The organism is Octadecabacter arcticus 238, from assembly GCF_000155735.2.
In the GTDB taxonomy this organism is placed as follows: Bacteria; Pseudomonadota; Alphaproteobacteria; order Rhodobacterales; family Rhodobacteraceae; genus Octadecabacter; species Octadecabacter arcticus.
In genome coordinates this window covers 3,338,576-3,355,706 of record NC_020908.1, presented here as the reverse complement: position 1 = coordinate 3,355,706, position 17,131 = coordinate 3,338,576, and the positions used below count along the sequence as shown (strand labels likewise).

Sequence of the window (17,131 nt, the reverse complement as noted above, 5' to 3'; positions counted from 1 at the left end):
GACTGTTTATTCGTTTCGGGGGCGATTTGGGTCAAAAAGCGACCCTTTGACACGTCTGGATAGCTTGAGTTGATCCACAGGATATGGGATGACCGCCCGTGAATACAACGGGATTCCGTTTGGAGTTTTCGTAGGAACCAAGGCAGCGCGACGGTCGCGCTGACAGACTTAGGGATTGATACGCACATGATGACCGTTGCAAAACGTCTTGGCCTTGCCGCAATGACCGCGCCAATTGCGGGGGTTGCACTGGCACAAACCGCCATCGAAGATCTTGAGATCGTTGGCGCACCAACGCCCGGCGCGACGGGCTTTCAGCCCGCTGTCACCGAACTCGCCCGTGATTTGCAGTGGCTGGACGGATGGCTTTTGGTGATGTGTGCCGCGATTTCGCTGTTCGTGGTTGGCCTGATTGCGTGGGTTGCTCTGCGCTACAATGCCAAAGCGAACCCGACGCCTGCGACATTCACTCATAATTCCCCACTGGAAGTTGCTTGGACGATCGTTCCGATCGTGATTCTTGTTTTCATCGGCGCGTTTTCTTTGCCGGTTTTGTTCAAGCAGCAGGAAATTCCGGAAGGCGACATCAACATTTCTGTAACCGGCTACCAGTGGTATTGGACCTATGAATACACTGACGAAGACGTGTTCTTTGAAAGCTACATGATCGGGGCCAATGAGGGCAACCTGAACGCGGGCATCATCGAACAACTCGAAGAAGCCGGTTATTCCGAAGATGAATTCCGCCTTGCGACTGACACCGCTGTCGTTGTGCCAATGGGCGCGACTGTTGTGATGACCATTACGGGCGCGGACGTTATCCATTCGTGGACGATTCCGGCGTTTGGCGTAAAGCAAGACGCGGTACCGGGTCGTTTTGCGCAGCTTTGGTTTAATGCAGAGCGTGAAGGCATCTACTTTGGCCAGTGTTCTGAGCTGTGTGGTAAAGACCATGCCTTTATGCCGATCACTGTTAAAGTCGTGCATCCTGACGTTTACGAAGAATGGCTTGCGGGCGCGAAAGTGGAATTCCCAACTTAAGTTTCGACTTAAGGACTGGGGTTTCGTGTTTTCAACGTTTGTACCGAGGATAAAATGGCAGACGCAACCAACCAAACGCAGACGCAAGACGCGCAAATGGGCGATTATTTCGCCCTGATGAAGCCGCGGGTTATGCAACTGGTCGTTTTTACAGCGTTCGTAGGGCTGGTTGTTGCCCCTGTTGGCGTAAACCCGTTCATCGGATTTGTTGCCATTTTATGCATCGCCGTTGGCGCGGGCGCGTCGGCTTCGTTGAATATGTGGTGGGACGCCGACATTGACGCGATCATGAAGCGCACCGTCAAACGCCCGATCCCGTCGGGCACTGTAACTGAGGGGGAGGCGCTTGGCATTGGTCTGGCGTTGTCAGGTTTTTCCATTGTGCTGTTGTTCTTGGCGACGAACGCTTTGGCCGCGGGCTTGCTTGCGTTCACGATCTTTTTCTACGCGGTCATCTATTCCATGTGGCTAAAGCGATCCACGCCGCAAAACATCGTGATTGGCGGCGCGGCCGGTGCGTTCCCCCCGATGATTGGTTGGGCCGTGGCCACGGGCAGCGTGTCTATCGAATCTGTGTTGATGTTTGCGCTGATCTTCATGTGGACGCCGCCGCATTTCTGGGCGTTGGCACTGTTTGTGAAATCCGATTACGGTGATGCGGGTGTGCCGATGCTGACGGAAACCCACGGGCGCACAGTGACGCGTAAACATATTATCGCCTATTGCGCGCCGCTGGTTCTTGTCGCGCTTTGGCTTGGTTTTACGTCGATTGGCGGACCATTTTATCTGTTCGTGGCTGTGGCGCTGAACATCTGGTTCCTGAAAGGCTGCTACGCAATCTGGCGCCGCACGGATGCAGATTCGGACGCAGACAATTACGCCGTTGAAAAACACACGTTCAAAGTATCGCTGTATTATCTGTTTGGCCATTTCGGCGCGTTGATGATCGAGGCGCTGTTGCGTAATTATGGCCTCACATCTTGGGCGGGCTGGTAGCATGGCGATGAAAGTTGAACATGAGATCCATTCGCGCCGCAAAGGCCGCAACATGGGCGTTGGCCTGTTGTTACTTGGCTTGATCGGTATCGTATTCGGACTGACCGTCGTGAAGGTTTTAGGCCTGACGGATATTCGCCAGTTGGAAAAGTTTGATCATGTTGCGCGTCCACAGTTGGAACTTGGCGCATTAGAAGCTGCAGAGCGGCGCGCGGCTGACGTGGCCGCAGAACGTGCAACAGCAGCAACTGCCACCCAAGAAGGGGCAAGTGAATGAAAATGAATCCGTTTCATTATATCAGCGAAGGCGCGAACCGCACGGCTGCACAGGCCGTTAGTGTTGTCGTTCTGATGGGGGCCCTATCGTGGGCATCCGTGCCGTTTTATGACTGGTTCTGCCGCGTCACCGGGTTTGGTGGCGTTACTAATATCGCCACATCCGGCAGCGATACGATTCTGGATCAGACCATCACAGTGCGGTTTGACAGCGCGGTGGCTTCTGACATGCCGTGGACGTTCAAACCCGTACAGCGCGAGATGGAGGTCCGTATTGGTGAAACAGTTCTGGCCTTTTATGAGGCCACCAACCCGACCGATCATGCCATAGCGGGGTCCGCGTCCTATAACGTTGCCCCCTACGAGGCTGGCGTATTTTTCGATAAGATCGACTGCTTCTGCTTTGAACAGCAGATCCTGCAACCGGGTGAAACGGTCAATATGCCTGTCACTTTCTATATCGATCCGGCCATTGTCGACGACCGCGAAGGGCAGTATGTGCATACGATCACGTTGGGGTATACCTTCCACTTGAACGATTTGCCGCTAGAGTATGAGCAGGCTACCCTCGAGGTGGATGATCAGGCCGCGCTGGATGCAGTGCAATCGACAGATTTGAATTAAGAACAACGCCGTAAGGGAACGAAACGCATGGCCCACGAAAAAAACCACGATTATCACATCCTGCCGCCTTCTGTGTGGCCACTGCTAACAGCGGTCGCGGTCTTCTTAATGCTGTTTGGCGCCGTTCTCTGGATGGATTCTAGTGACAGCCCCTACATGTTCCTGATGGGCTTCGCGGGGGTGCTGTACTGCATGTACGCGTGGTGGTCTGACGTTATCGTTGAATCCCACCAAGGTGATCACACGCCAGTCGTCAGCATCGGCCTGCGATATGGGTTCATTATGTTCATTATGTCCGAAATCATGTTTTTTGCCGCATGGTTCTGGTCTTTTTTCAAGCACGCGATGTACCCGATGGGGCCACAATCGCCAGCGATCGACGGACAATTCCCTCCGGCTGGGATTGAAACGTTCGACCCTTGGCATTTGCCGCTGATCAACACGTTGATCCTGCTGTGTTCGGGCGCTGCCGCGACTTGGGCGCACCACGCACTTGTCCATGAAGACAACCGCGAAGACGTCAAAAGCGGTCTGATCCTCGCCGTTTTGCTCGGTGTGTTGTTCACTGGGTTCCAAGCCTATGAATACAGCCATGCGGCCTTTGGTCTTGCTGGAAATATTTATGGCGCGAACTTCTTTATGGCGACGGGATTTCACGGCTTTCACGTTGTGATCGGCACGATCTTTTTGTTCGTGTGCTACCTGCGTGTCCGCAAGGGCCACTTCACGGCAGAACGCCACATCGGCTTCGAAGCTGCGGCTTGGTACTGGCACTTTGTGGACGTGGTATGGCTGTTCTTGTTCGCATCTGTCTATGTCTGGGGCCAGTAAGCCGTCTTGACCTGAATGATTTGACACGGCAAGACGCGCAGGGATGAACACCCTGCGCGTTTTTATTGTTGAGACACCGCACCTTTGAGGCTCCCCATGCGACAAATTCTATTCCCTCTTGTGATCGGTCTTGGCGGCATTGTTGTGCTTTTGTGGCTTGGATTTTGGCAGCTTGATCGGCTGGAATGGAAGCTTGGCATCATTGGCGACATAAATGCGCGGGTCGCTGCTGACCCAGTGCCCTTGCCCGCCGCCCCGAACCCTGACGCGGACAATTACCTGACCGTAATTATGCAAGGTGCCGCGACTGGCGAGGAAATCCGGTTTCTTGACAGTGGCACAGCTGCGGGCACTGGTCATCACATTATTTCCGCGTTTGTCACGGCAGACGGGCGTCGGGTGATGCTGGACCAAGGTTTGCTGCCTTTGTATGAAGACGAAGGGGATGCGCTGACTGCAGAGGTCACAGTGCAGGGCAATCTAATCTGGCCGGATGATGTCTCGCGACAGGCACCAATCGAAGACGAATGGTATGCCCGCGACGTTCCCGCGATGGCGCAGGCGCTGGGGACGGAACCGCTGTTGGTGGTGCTGTATGCGGCGTCGCAATATGATGAGCGCCTGACGCCGCTGGCTGTGGATACCCGAAATATCAAGAACGACCATCTTGAATATGCGATTACGTGGTTCTTGCTGGCTGTGGTCTGGTTTTCCATGACGGGGTTTTATGTGGTGCGATCCATGCGCCCAAAAGGAAGCTGATATGAAGTACGTTTCGACCCGCAGTGGCGCCCCCGAACTGAGTTTTGAGCAGGCGATGATGACCGGCCTTGCGCGCGATGGCGGGCTGTATGTGCCCGCGGTCATTCCGACGCTTAGTGTGGACCAGATGGCAGCGATGGCGGGGCAGTCCTACGAAGACATCGCTTATACCGTCATGCGCCCGTTTATTGGCGATACATTTACGGATGATGAATTTCGCGGGTTGATTGATGCTGCCTACGCCGAGTTCAACCACGCCGCACGTGCGCCGCTCAAGCAACTTGATAGCAATCATTTCCTGCTGGAACTGTTTCACGGCCCAACATTGGCATTCAAAGATTTTGCCATGCAATTGATCGGGCAAATGTTTCAGGCGTCGCTGACCCGGTCCGGCAAACGCATCACGATTGTTGGCGCCACGTCAGGCGACACCGGATCAGCCGCGATCGAAGCATTCCGTGGGCTGGAAAACGTTGATGTGTTCATTCTGTTCCCGCACGGTCGCGTGTCCGAGGTCCAGCGCCGCCAGATGACGACACCCGTGGAAACCAACGTGCATGCGCTGGCGATGGATGGTGATTTTGACGACTGCCAAGCGGTGCTGAAGGATATGTTCAACGATTTCGACTTTCGCGACGGGGTTAACCTTGCGGGGGTTAATTCGATCAATTGGGGCCGCGTTCTGGCGCAGGTGGTGTACTTCTTTAGCTCTGCTGTGTCTCTGGGCGCACCGCATCGCCCCGTTAGTTTTACTGTGCCCACTGGTAACTTCGGAGACATTTTCGCAGGCTACATCGCAAAGCGCATGGGGCTGCCGATTGATCAACTGGTGATAGCTACGAACCAGAACGACATCCTGCACCGCACGTTGCAAACTGGCGCGCAAGTGAAGGAAGGCGTGACGCCATCCATCAGCCCGTCGATGGATATTCAGGTGTCGTCGAATTTCGAACGCGCCCTGTTTGAAGCATACGGGCGCGACGGTGACGTGGTGGCGGCGCAGATGGATGCGCTGAAAGACAACGGGTCATTCTCGATTTCCCAAGGCGCGATTGACATGTTGCGCGACACGTTCGCATCCGGCCGTTCGTCCGAAGCTGAAACCTACGCCACGATCACCTATGAGCTGGTTCGGTCCGGTGAATTGCTGTGTCCCCACAGCGCTGTTGGCGTGACGGTTGCTGACCGGTTCCAAAGCGCCACACCGATGATCACACTTGCCACAGCGCACCCTGCGAAGTTTCCGGCGGCTGTTGAAAAAGCGACAGGTCAGCATCCGCCATTGCCGCCCCACATGGCGGACCTGTATGAGCGATCCGAACGGGTCACGCGGGTGCCAAATGACCTCGCTGCCCTGCAAACTCTTATTAAGGAGCGGATTGCCAAGTGACCGTCCAACAACACACTCTTTCGAACGGCTTTCGTATTGTCACAGAACAGATGCCGGGCCTGAAATCAGCCTCAATCGGGATATGGGTTCTGGCGGGGGGGCGTCATGAAACGCCGACACAAAACGGTATAGCCCATTTCCTTGAACACATGGCATTCAAGGGGACGAAGCGGCGATCAGCATTGCAGATTGCCGAAGCTATTGAAGACGTTGGCGGCTATATCAACGCCTACACATCACGCGAAATGACCGCCTACTACGCGCGGGTTCTGGAAAATGACGTGCCACTGGCACTGGACGTGATTGCCGATATCTTGCTCAATCCTGTGTTTGAGCAAGCCGAGATCGAGGTGGAGCGTGGCGTGATATTGCAGGAAATCGGTCAGGCATTGGACACGCCCGACGACATCATTTTTGACTGGCTTCAGGAAGAAGCCTATCCGGATCAGGCAATAGGGCGCACTATTTTAGGCCCAAGCGAGCGGGTGAGTTCCTTTGCCAAAGCCGACCTGACCGATTTTATCGGAGAACGGTACGGGCCCGATCAGATGATTCTGTCAGCGGCGGGTGCAGTGAACCCCGACGAATTGTTGGCATTGGCCGAAAAGCTGTTCGGTCATTTGCCACGTCGATCTGAGCCACGCGCGGCCGAAGCTGCTGCGTTTGTCGGCGGTGAGCGGCGGGTGAAAAAAGGCCTGGAACAAGCCCATTTTGCACTGGCGTTTGAGGGACCGGACTACCGTGATCCCGGCATTTACGCCGCCCAAATCCACGCGATTGCCATGGGTGGGGGCATGTCATCGCGCCTGTTCCAAGAGCTGCGCGAGAACCGTGGGCTGTGTTACACGATTTTCGCCCAAGCAGGGGCATATGCCGACACTGGCATGATGACTGTCTATGCTGGCACGTCTGCTGAACAGTTAGGTGAACTGGCTACGCTGACGATTGATGAGCTGAAACGGGCCGCTGATGATATGAGCGCCGAGGAAGTTGCGCGGGCCCGCGCGCAGATGAAAGCGGGCATGTTGATGGGGCTCGAGAGCCCGTCCAACCGCGCGGAACGTCTGGCCCGCATGGTCGCGATCTGGGGTGATGTGCCGACGATTGAAGACACGATTGAACGGATTGATTCAGTGACGACAGGTGATGTGCGTGCGTTTGGTGGGAGTTTGATCACCGATGCGGGGTCGGTCATGGCGCTATATGGGCCGATTGATGATGCGCCCACATTGGAGGCTTTGCGACAGCGGTTGGTTGCGTAATGCTGCGGACGCGTAAGAAAATTCGCCTTGATACTGAACGGCTGACACTGCGGCCGCCGATCCATTCCGATTTTCGCGCATGGTCTGCGTTGCGACAGGAATCAGCGGCTTTTTTACAGCCGTGGGAGCCGATCTGGGCGCCCGATCATCTGACGCGCCGAAGTTTCACCAATCGGGTGTATTGGGCGCAAAGGGCGATTTCGAACGGCACGGCGCTGCCATTGTTTATTGTGCGGCGCAGTGACGAAACAATTCTTGGCGCGATAACGCTTGATCATATTCGGCGCGGGCCAGCGCAGGCCGGAACGACGGGCTATTGGATTGGCGAGGCCCACGCGCGGCAGGGATATATGCGCGAGGCAATTGAGACGGTGGTGCATTACGCGTTCACAACGCTCGATTTGAGCCGGATCGAAGCGGGCTGTTTGCCGGAAAATACACCGTCGCGTGGGTTGCTGGAAAGCTGTGGATATAAATACGAAGGCGTGGCGCAATCGTATTTGCAGATCGACGGGCGTTGGCGCAACCATGTGCTATACGCGAACCTGCGCCATGATCGGCGTGGGAAGACTGATGTGGGATGATCTGGTGCGAAGAGCTTGCAGCGGGCGGGGAGCGGATTTTTGCAAAATCCGATGCAGGCCAGCCTGCATTTTTGGGGCGCTGCCCCGTCCTTTGGACTCCCCGGGATATTTGAGAAGCAATGACGAACGGGGAAGCTGACATGGCGTTAAATTCCGTAGACGAGATATTTGTAGAAAAGTTGCGGAACGTGCTGCCTGGGGCCGCGTTTTTGGCTGATCCAACAGGATTTTTGGTCGAACCACGCGGGCGTTGGTCCGGGCGAGGCGTGGTGGTGTCGCCTGCGTCCGTCGATGAAGTTTCGGCGTTGATGACCGCGTGTTTTGGCGCACATGTTCCGGTCGTGCCCTATTCGGGTGGCACGGGGTTGGTTGGCGGGCAAACCGTCGCCGAGGGACCGGTGCCGGTGATTTTGTCGTTGGCGCGCATGAACAAGGTTCGGGCGGTTTACCGGCATGACAATGTGATTGAGGTCGATGCGGGTGTGATATTGGCCGATGTACAGGCTGCTGCAAGCGATGTCGGGCGGTTATTCCCGCTGTCGCTGGCGTCTGAGGGGTCGGCGCGGATTGGTGGGCTTTTGGCGACCAACGCGGGTGGTTTGAACGTGATCCGCTACGGCAATGCGCGCGTGCAGTGTTTGGGTTTGGAGGTCGTGATGGCCGACGGGACAATCTGGAACGGCATGAGCCGTCTGCGCAAAGACAACACTGGCTATGATCTGCGTGACTTGATGATCGGCTCCGAAGGGACATTGGGCGTGATTACGGGTGCATCGTTGAGGATGATGCCGCGTCCGGCTGATGAGGCAACGGCGTTGTTTGTCGTGCCAACCCCCGCTGCCGCCGTGTCGCTGTTGTCCAAGGCAGGTGAGCATTTGGGTGAGAGTGTGACAGCATTTGAGCTGATCCACCGACAAGGGTTCGATTTCCTTGATGAGGCAGGATTGGCGTACAAAGCGCCTTTCAAAGAGGCACCTGAATGGTCGGTTTTGATGAAAGTTGGCCTGCCGGTTCGCCGATCGGCACAGGGCGCGTTGGAAGATCTGTTCGAGAACGCTGGCGATTTGATTTTGGACGGGGTCATTGCGCAGTCCGTCAGCCAAGCGCAGGATCTTTGGAAAATTCGAGAGATGATCCCCGAGGGCAACAGGCGCATTGGGGCGGTCTCGTCCCATGATATTTCGGTGCCGATATCCTGCGTTCCTGAATTTATTGCGTTAGCCACTGCGATCCTTGCCAAAATCGGTCAGTTCCGGATCAATTGTTTTGGGCATTTGGGAGATGGAAACCTGCATTACAATGTCTTTCCAATGGCGGGGCGCAGCCGTGTCGATCACCAAGACCAGCGCGATGCGATCAAGACGGCGGTTCACGATCTGGCTCATTCATTCGGCGGATCGGTCAGCGCGGAACATGGCATCGGGCGGCTCAAAGTCACTGATCTGGAGACTTACGGCGACCCTGCAAAGCTGGCGATGATGCGTGCAATCAAGGACGCGTTGGACCCGCGCGGCATCATGAACCCCGGCGCGGTGTTGCGCGCCTGACCTTGCGTCGCGCACCCGCGCGTCCTATGACGACGCGGACTTAATTGATGCACGACCTTGGGGACAGACTATGCCAGTTCTGGTGATGAAATTCGGCGGCACGAGCGTTGCCACAATCGACCGTATCAAACGTGCGGCCAAGCGGGTTGGTGTGGAAGTGGCCAAAGGCAACGACGTGATCGTGATCGTGTCTGCCATGGCCGGTGAAACAAATAAACTGGTCGGTTTTGTGAACGAAATATCGCCATTGCATGACGCGCGTGAATACGACGCAATTGTCAGTTCTGGTGAAAACGTGACCGCGGGTTTGATGGCGCTGACCTTGCAAGAAATGGACGTGCCAGCGCGCAGTTGGCAGGGCTGGCAGGTGCCGGTTATGACGACGTCGGCCCATAGTTCAGCCCGCATCGAGGAAATTCCGACCGATAACATTCTGGCGAAGTTCGGCGAAGGCATGAAAGTCGCGGTTGTCGCGGGGTTCCAAGGTGCAAGCCCTGAAGGGCGGATCACCACGCTGGGGCGCGGCGGGTCTGACACGACGGCCGTGGCGTTTGCCGCTGCGTTCGAGGCTATTCGCTGCGACATCTATACCGACGTGGACGGCGTTTATACGACCGACCCTCGGGTGACGTCCAAGGCACGAAAGCTCGACAAGATCGCATTTGAGGAAATGCTGGAACTGGCGTCGCTCGGTGCTAAGGTTTTGCAGACGCGTTCCGTCGAGTTGGCAATGCGATATAAAGTGCGCTTGCGCGTGCTGTCATCATTTGAAGAACAATCTGACGATGCAGGAACGCTCGTCTGTGCGGAGGAAGAAATCATGGAATCCAATGTGGTCGCTGGCGTTGCGTTTAGTCGCGATGAAGCAAAAATGACACTAATTTCCGTGGCTGACCGCCCTGGAATTGCCGCCGCGATCTTTGTGCCGCTGTCTGAGGCGGGCGTGAACGTCGATATGATCGTCCAGAACATCTCAGAAGAAGGTCGTACGGATATGACGTTTTCGTGCCCCACTGATCAGGTGAAACGCGCGCAAATGGCGATGGAAGATGCCAAGGCGTCTGGTGAAATCAATTTCCATGATCTGGTCGCTGATACTGACGTTGCCAAAGTGTCCATTGTCGGCATCGGAATGCGCAGTCACGCGGGTGTGGCGGCAAAAATGTTTTCGGTTTTGCGCGACGAAGGTGTGAACATCAAAGTCATCACCACATCTGAGATCAAAGTGTCCGTGCTGATTGATCGCAAGTACATGGAACTGGCCGTACAAGCGCTGCATGATGCGTTCGAGCTTGATAAAACAGCGTGATTATTCGCGCAGTTCAGACGGCGGATCGGTCTGCATGGGACGCCTTGTATAGCGCCTATGCGCAGTTTTACGAGGTTCTGCAAACGTCCGAAATGCGCGCAACGGTTTGGACGTGGCTGACCGATCCTGCCCATGAGGTGAAAGGATTGGTCGCCGACAACGACGGCACATTGGTTGGCTTTGCACATTATCGCGCGTTTGCGCGACCCTTGGCTGCCGCGTCGGGGTTGTTTCTGGATGATCTGTTTGTTGCCGAGGCGGCCCGTGGTTCGGGTGCGGCTGATGATTTGATTGATGCGATCAAGGTGCGTGCGGCAGAGCAGGGCCATAGCGTCGTGCGCTGGATCACGGCGGCAGACAATGCGCGGGCGCGTGGGCTTTATGACAAAGTCGCGCAGTCGACCCAGTGGGTGACATACGATCTGACAGGTTGAGTGCGCAAATTTGGTCCGTTGCATTGGTAATCGGACCTTAGGATTTACAACCTGTGCGTGCGGGACGCCATTGCGACCCAATGCGCCGGGCTGTAGTCTCATTTTTTAAGGGTGCGGGAGATCACATGCCACAAGGTTTTGAGACAGAAAGCCGCAAGCTGCTGGTCCGTCTGCGTGACGTAATGGCCAGCGGTGAAGCAGGGCAGGCGCGATTGAATGAAATTGTGCGCCTTATCGCCAATTCAATGCGCGCAGAGGTTTGTTCGATATACCTTTTTCGCGATGCTGATACGCTCGAACTTTGCGCGACAGAAGGTTTGCAGCAAGAGGCTGTGCATCAAACGCGGATGCGCCTTGGCGAAGGTCTGGTTGGTCGTGTCGCTAAAACACGCCGTGTCGTGAACACCGCAGACGCCCCCGCAGCGCGGGGATTTCGTTACATGCCCGAAACGGGCGAGGAACGGTATTCCAGTTTCTGCGGCATACCAGTGCAGCGGATCGGCGAAACAATGGGCGTCTTGGTCGTCCAAAGCCGCGTGTCGCGCGAATTCACTGCAGATGAGGTTTATGCCCTCGAAGTGGTTGCCATGGTTTTGGCTGAAATGAATGAACTGGGCGCCTTCGCTGGTGAAGGCGCCGCAATGCGAACACGCCACCAAGAACCCGTTATGTTCAAGGGATTGGTAGGCCAAGAGGGGGCTGCGGGCGGCAATGTGTACTTGCACGAACCGCGCGTCGTCGTCACCAACGTGGTGGCGGACGATCCCGATGTTGAACTGGCACGTCTGCGTGAGGCCGTTGATACGCTGCGGATTTCAGTTGATGAGATGCTGACGCAGGCGAAAACTGTCAACAAAGACCAAAAACAGGTGCTCGAAGCCTACCGGATGTTCGCCAATTCACGCGGTTGGATGAAACGGATGGAGGCGGATATCGCCCAAGGCCTATCCGCCGAGGCTGCGGTTGAAAAAGAACAGTCGCTGGCACGCACGCGGATGCAGTCTGCCGACAGTTATCTGCGCGACCGTCTGCATGATCTTGATGATTTATCAAACCGCCTGCTGCGAATTTTGACCGGTCAGGGTAGTAATACTGGCGCGGAAGTGCCGGTAAATCCAGTGCTGGTGGCCCGCAATATTGGGCCCGGTGAATTGCTGGACTACGGCAAGAAAATCAAGGGAATCGTGCTGGAAGAAGGGTCTGTTGGCAGCCACGCGGCGATTATTGCGCGGGCGTGGGCGATCCCGTTGGTGATCCAAGCGACAGGTATCACGGCTGAGGCGCTGAACGGCGATCCGATTTTGGTGGACGGTGATCAGGGCATCGCACATTTGCGACCTGACGACACAGTTCTGGCTGCGTTTCGCGACAAAATGGCCATGCAAACCGAAGCACAGGCGCGGTATGCAGGCATTCGCGGACTGCCTGCGCAGACGAAATGCGGCACCGTGATCGGGCTCCACATGAACGCGGGCTTGATGGCCGATTTGCCATCGTTGGAAAGTTCTGGTGCAGAAGGTGTCGGGCTGTTTCGGACGGAGTTGCAGTTTCTAATTCGCAGTCAAATGCCAAAACGCGCAGAGCTATCAGCGCTTTATGCACAGGTGATGGACGCCGCGAATGGTAAAAGGGTTACGTTTCGCACGCTTGATATCGGGTCCGACAAAGTGCTGCCCTATATGAAACTCAATGACGAACCCAACCCTGCAATGGGGTGGCGCGCGATCCGCGTCGGTCTGGAAAAACCTGGTGTGTTGCGGATGCAATTGCAGGCGCTGATCCGTGCGGCAAACGGACGGCCGCTGACGGTGATGTTTCCGTTTGTCGCGCAACTTGAAGAATTCCGATCTGCCCGCGCAGAATTTGACAAAGCGATGGCGCGGGAAGGTATCCTCGGTCATCCGCTGCCCTCCGCGGTTGAGATTGGGGCGATGCTTGAAACACCAAGCCTCGCGTTTGCGCCGGACATCTTTTTCAAAGAGGTCGATTTCATTTCGATCGGTGGCAACGACCTCAAGCAGTTTTTCTTTGCTGCGGATCGCGAAAACGAACGGGTGCGGCGGCGCTATGACACGTTAAACGTCAGCTTCCTCAGCTTTCTGGAACAGTTGATCGCGCGCTGCCATGCCCACAATACGCCTGTTAGTTTTTGTGGTGAGGATGCAGGTCGTCCCGTTGAGGCGGTGGCGTTTGCTGCTATGGGACTGCGCAATCTATCTATGCGACCGGCGTCTATCGGACCGGTCAAGCATATGTTGCGGCGGCTTAATCTTGACGACGTGCGGACCGTCATTCATGAGGCGCGCGAACGCGGGGACCAATCCGTGCGAAGTGCGATCAATGATTTCTTACGTCAACAGATCTAAGCCCTAAGTCGCGGATTTTTGAGTTTGATTGCCTCAAGTGTGAAGGCGTCCGCGACTTGGTCCGCGCCATATGTGCGGGCCAGTTTGCGCAGCCCGAAATGCACATGGGCGATATCGGTGTAATAGCTAACGAAGGTGTAATTCGTGCCAGCCCCCGCCGCAGCGCCCAAGACAGGGACGGTCTGCGCGGCGAGTTTCTGGCCCAGAACAGTTGCAAATTTGGGCGCGACTTTGCTGATAAGTTTATTGATCGCAGCGCCGGACAGACCAAGGCGTGCACCTATGAAACTGGTATCAATGCCGTCGTCTTCACTGCCGGGGCCACCTTTGCCAAAAACCTGCAAACATTGAGCGCGGGTCTCGGCGGCCAAGGGATCTTCGCCGTGTTCGGCAGCAATACGTTGCACGGCGCGAAAAATCACGGTGGTGGCCAGCGGCAGTTCAACCAGCGCTGTCGGCAGACCGCCCAAGCCACCCAAAGCACCTGACACCGACGCCAGCGCCTTGTGCGCGCGGTCGGTTGCGATGAACCGCCCGATACCGCCTTGGCTACGTCCGGCCGCATCATAGCTGGCACGCAGTCCACGCATCGCGGCACCGTCAAGGCGGGCGCGGGTGCTGGCGGGCAGCAGTTTTAGGCCGTCTTCGACCTGCCCACCCAAAAAGGTTACGACCTGCATCAACACGCCTGTGGCGTTGTGTTGGCGCGCCGCAAGGCGGGCGATTTGGTCGCGGGCCTCATCGCTCAACGGGATGGCGGAATCGCCAAGTTTGACGGGGATCTGGGCGTCTGTATTATCTGTCATCCGTTATAGATGAGCCTTCTGTCACGTGATTTCAATCTAAACGCTTGCGCACACGGCCGCGAATGCCTGCCCATGGGCCATGCCCAAGAATGCGATTAGGATTGGTGGGCGGCGGCATGACGACCCCGTTGAGAGGCCTGAACCCGAATCGCGCGTAATAGGGCGCATCGCCCACAAGTAGCACACGCGGCCAGCCCGCAGGTGCCGCGCGTTCCAACACATCGCGGATCATCAGCCCGCCCAAACCTTCGCCTTGGCGCGTCGGGTGGACAGCGACGGGGCCGAGCAGCAGTGCTGAGTGGTCTTCAATCCGGATCGGCCAACACCGGATCGCGCCGCCGATGACACCATCGCCCGAGCGCACCACACGACAAAACGCAGCGATAGGCGGGACATCGTCGCGCAAACGATATGACGACAACGCTTTGCGGCCTGGCGCAAAGGTCAGGTCGTACAGCGTTTCCACGCCCCACCAATCGTCTGTTGTTTCGTCGCGCAATTCCATTGGCTTAGGTGAACCTTTGTTTCGCTTTCAATGCAAACAAGATATTGGCTGGGTAGAGGTTTTTCGAGGAGTTGATACGATGTTTTACGAACCCAAAGACGGCCATGGATTGCCGCATAATCCGTTTAACGCCGTGGTGACACCGCGCCCAATCGGATGGATTTCGAGCCGCGGGGCGGATGGGTCTGACAACCTCGCGCCGTATTCGTTTTTCAACGCGGTTGCTTACGTGCCGCCGCAGGTGATGTTTGCGTCTACCTCCGCGAAGGACGACCGCGGTGATACCAAAGACAGCGTCGCCAATATTCGTGAAACGGGGGTATTTGCTATTAATATAGTTGAATATGCCATGCGCGACGCGATGAACAGATCGTCGGGTGCGTGGTCACGCGACGTCGACGAATTTGTCGATGCGGGGATCGGAAAGGCCGCTTGCCGCACGATTGACTGCGCCCACGTTGCCGGCGCGCCAGCAGTTTTGGAATGTCGCGTAACCCAAATCGTCAAGATCGAAGGGGCGGTGAATTTTGTTGTCTTTGGCGAAGTCACCGGCGTGCATCTTCGGGGCGATTGTATGGTCGATGGCATTTTTGACGTTACAAAATTTCAACCACTCGCGCGCGGTGGATATAAGGACTATTCGGTTGTGCGTGAGGTGTTCAGCCTCGATAGACCGGTCTAGCGGCGGGGCTTAATGCCCGCCGATAATGCCTGTTCTAACCGAATAATCCACCGCGATTTCGTAGTCGGGGTCATCGTCACTGTCCACAATCAGGTGGCCCGCCTTGGACAATAATTGATGGCAATCGTGGGTCAGGTGGCGCAATTGGATCGCTTTGCCGACTTCCTCATATCTTGCGGCGACGTTTTCAATGGCTTGCAGGGCGGATTGGTCCGCCACACGGGACCCTTCAAAATCGATGATAATGGACTTTGGATCGTCATCGAACTGGAACAACTCAACAAATCCATCGGCGGACCCAAAGAACAGTGGTCCGTTGATTTTGTAGACTTTAGCACCGTCTTCGGTGATTTCCGTGCTGGCATAGATGCGTTTGGCATTTGACCATGCGTAGGCCAGTGCTGACACAACGACGCCCACAACAACGGCAGTCGCAAGGTCTGTCATCACGGTTACGACCGTCACCAGCACGATCACAAACGCGTCCATGCGCGGCACCTTTGTCATGATCTTGAACGAGTTCCACGCGAACGTGCCGATCACGACCATGAACATAACACCGACCAGTGCTGCCAGTGGGATGCGTTCGATCAAGCCGGACGCAAACAGGATGAACGCCAACAAGAACAGGGCAGCTGCTGTGCCCGCAATGCGCGTGCGGCCGCCGGATTTCACGTTGATCATCGACTGACCGATCATCGCACAACCACCCATGCCACCAAAGAAGCCTGTGACAGTGTTCGCCACGCCTTGCGCGATACATTCTTGGCTGGCACCACCGCGTTTATTGGTGATTTCGCCAACCAAGTTCAGGGTAAGCAGGCTTTCGATCAGGCCAATCGCCGCGAGGATCATTGAATAGGGCAAAATGATATAAAAAGTCTCAAGCGTGAAAGGGACCGATGGGATGTGGAAGGGAGGAAAGCCGCCTCTAATGCTTGCCAGATCGCCAACGACGGGCGTGTCCAGTTGCAACACGAGTACGATGATCGCGATAATGCCGATACCTGCAAGTGGCGCGGGAACCAGCGATGTAATCTTTGGCCAAATCCAGATGATTGCCATGGTCAGCGCGGTGAGTGCGAGCATCAAATACAACGGTGTGCCCGTCAGCCAATCACCCGATGCCATGCCATGTCCGCCACCTTCGCCAGCGGTGCCAGGGACTTGAAACTGGCTCATCTGCGCAAGGAAGATAACAATCGCCAAGCCGTTAACAAACCCCAGCATCACCGGATGCGGCACAAGGCGCATGAATTTACCCCAGTGCATAAAGCCGACAAAAAGCTGGATAAGTCCCATTAAAACAACGGTCGCAAACAGGTATTCAACGCCGTTATTGGCAACCAAGGCCACCATCACAACCGCCAGAGCCCCCGTCGCACCGGAAATCATACCAGGGCGTCCGCCGATCAGCGCGGTGATCAGGCCGACAATGAACGCGGCGTATAGGCCGACCAGCGGATCAACGCCCGCGACAAATGCAAACGCCACTGCTTCGGGTACGAGCGCGAGCGCCACTGTCAGACCCGACAGGATTTCTATCCGCAGACGGGCGGGCGTCAGGTTTTTACCCGATGGCTTTAGATCGGCCTCTTCGAGACGGTCTACAAAGTTCGCAAAAATAGATTGACGCAAAGGGTCACCTGACTGGTTTATGTTCGATTGCGCGCGGTCTAGCCGAAGCCCTGCGTAAAGTCACCCCCGTGCGGCGGC

At 56.2% G+C, this 17,131-nt stretch carries 17 protein-coding genes; 14 read left to right on the top strand and 3 right to left on the bottom strand.

Annotation, left to right across the window (positions count from 1 at the left end; genetic code table 11):
• The first annotated feature begins 186 nt into the window (after positions 1-186).
• From coxB to ptsP, 13 genes are all read left to right on the top strand, one after another.
• A complete protein-coding gene (gene coxB / locus OA238_RS17370) occupies positions 187-1,041 on the top strand; it encodes a cytochrome c oxidase subunit II (RefSeq protein ID WP_015496183.1) in 855 nt (284 codons plus the stop codon).
• 54 nt (positions 1,042-1,095) lie between these two features.
• On the top strand, positions 1,096-2,037 hold the full coding sequence (cyoE, locus tag OA238_RS17365; protein WP_015496182.1) for a heme o synthase: 942 nt from the start codon (positions 1,096-1,098) through the stop codon (positions 2,035-2,037).
• Between the two features lies 1 nt (position 2,038).
• Positions 2,039-2,314 (top strand): hypothetical protein, encoded by a 276-nt coding sequence (locus OA238_RS17360; RefSeq protein WP_015496181.1) that lies wholly within the window; start codon positions 2,039-2,041, stop codon positions 2,312-2,314.
• Positions 2,311-2,937, top strand: coding sequence for a cytochrome c oxidase assembly protein (locus tag OA238_RS17355; protein WP_015496180.1), 627 nt, complete (start codon positions 2,311-2,313; stop codon positions 2,935-2,937). The genes OA238_RS17360 and OA238_RS17355 overlap by 4 nt, the downstream gene beginning before the upstream one ends.
• Positions 2,938-2,964: 27 nt before the next feature.
• The gene (locus OA238_RS17350; RefSeq protein ID WP_015496179.1) at positions 2,965-3,768 is read left to right on the top strand and encodes a cytochrome c oxidase subunit 3; all 804 of its coding nucleotides are present in this window, start codon (positions 2,965-2,967) and stop codon (positions 3,766-3,768) included.
• Between the two features lie 96 nt (positions 3,769-3,864).
• Positions 3,865-4,530: an SURF1 family protein gene (locus tag OA238_RS17345; protein WP_015496178.1), complete on the top strand. Its 666-nt coding sequence runs from the start codon at positions 3,865-3,867 to the stop codon at positions 4,528-4,530.
• Between the two features lies 1 nt (position 4,531).
• Complete coding sequence (gene thrC, locus OA238_RS17340; protein ID WP_015496177.1) at positions 4,532-5,920, top strand: threonine synthase; 1,389 nt, start codon at positions 4,532-4,534, stop codon at positions 5,918-5,920.
• Complete coding sequence (locus tag OA238_RS17335; RefSeq protein WP_015496176.1) at positions 5,917-7,182, top strand: M16 family metallopeptidase; 1,266 nt, start codon at positions 5,917-5,919, stop codon at positions 7,180-7,182. Before thrC ends, OA238_RS17335 begins: the two co-directional genes overlap by 4 nt.
• On the top strand, positions 7,182-7,766 hold the full coding sequence (locus OA238_RS17330; RefSeq protein ID WP_015496175.1) for a GNAT family N-acetyltransferase: 585 nt from the start codon (positions 7,182-7,184) through the stop codon (positions 7,764-7,766). Before OA238_RS17335 ends, OA238_RS17330 begins: the two co-directional genes overlap by 1 nt.
• A gap of 140 nt (positions 7,767-7,906) precedes the next feature.
• Positions 7,907-9,313: an FAD-binding oxidoreductase gene (locus tag OA238_RS17325; protein ID WP_015496174.1), complete on the top strand. Its 1,407-nt coding sequence runs from the start codon at positions 7,907-7,909 to the stop codon at positions 9,311-9,313.
• Between the two features lie 70 nt (positions 9,314-9,383).
• Positions 9,384-10,622: an aspartate kinase gene (locus tag OA238_RS17320; RefSeq protein WP_015496173.1), complete on the top strand. Its 1,239-nt coding sequence runs from the start codon at positions 9,384-9,386 to the stop codon at positions 10,620-10,622.
• Positions 10,619-11,056: a GNAT family N-acetyltransferase gene (locus OA238_RS17315; RefSeq protein WP_044037075.1), complete on the top strand. Its 438-nt coding sequence runs from the start codon at positions 10,619-10,621 to the stop codon at positions 11,054-11,056. Before OA238_RS17320 ends, OA238_RS17315 begins: the two co-directional genes overlap by 4 nt.
• A gap of 125 nt (positions 11,057-11,181) precedes the next feature.
• Positions 11,182-13,422, top strand: coding sequence for a phosphoenolpyruvate--protein phosphotransferase (gene ptsP / locus OA238_RS17310; RefSeq protein WP_015496171.1), 2,241 nt, complete (start codon positions 11,182-11,184; stop codon positions 13,420-13,422).
• On the opposite strand, the gene OA238_RS17305 is transcribed toward ptsP, so the two are convergent.
• Entirely contained in the window at positions 13,419-14,228 is an 810-nt protein-coding gene (locus OA238_RS17305; protein WP_015496170.1) for an EcsC family protein, read from the bottom strand. The genes ptsP and OA238_RS17305 overlap by 4 nt on opposite strands.
• Before the next feature lie 31 nt (positions 14,229-14,259).
• Positions 14,260-14,733 (bottom strand): GNAT family N-acetyltransferase, encoded by a 474-nt coding sequence (locus OA238_RS17300; RefSeq protein WP_015496169.1) that lies wholly within the window; start codon positions 14,731-14,733, stop codon positions 14,260-14,262.
• 79 nt (positions 14,734-14,812) lie between these two features.
• Here OA238_RS17300 and OA238_RS17295 point away from each other — a divergent pair, with 79 nt between their 5' ends.
• The gene (locus tag OA238_RS17295; protein ID WP_015496168.1) at positions 14,813-15,415 is read left to right on the top strand and encodes a flavin reductase family protein; all 603 of its coding nucleotides are present in this window, start codon (positions 14,813-14,815) and stop codon (positions 15,413-15,415) included.
• Positions 15,416-15,424: 9 nt separating this feature from the next.
• On the opposite strand, the gene OA238_RS17290 is transcribed toward OA238_RS17295, so the two are convergent.
• Positions 15,425-17,053 (bottom strand): SulP family inorganic anion transporter, encoded by a 1,629-nt coding sequence (locus OA238_RS17290; RefSeq protein ID WP_015496167.1) that lies wholly within the window; start codon positions 17,051-17,053, stop codon positions 15,425-15,427.
• Positions 17,054-17,131 lie beyond the last annotated feature (78 nt).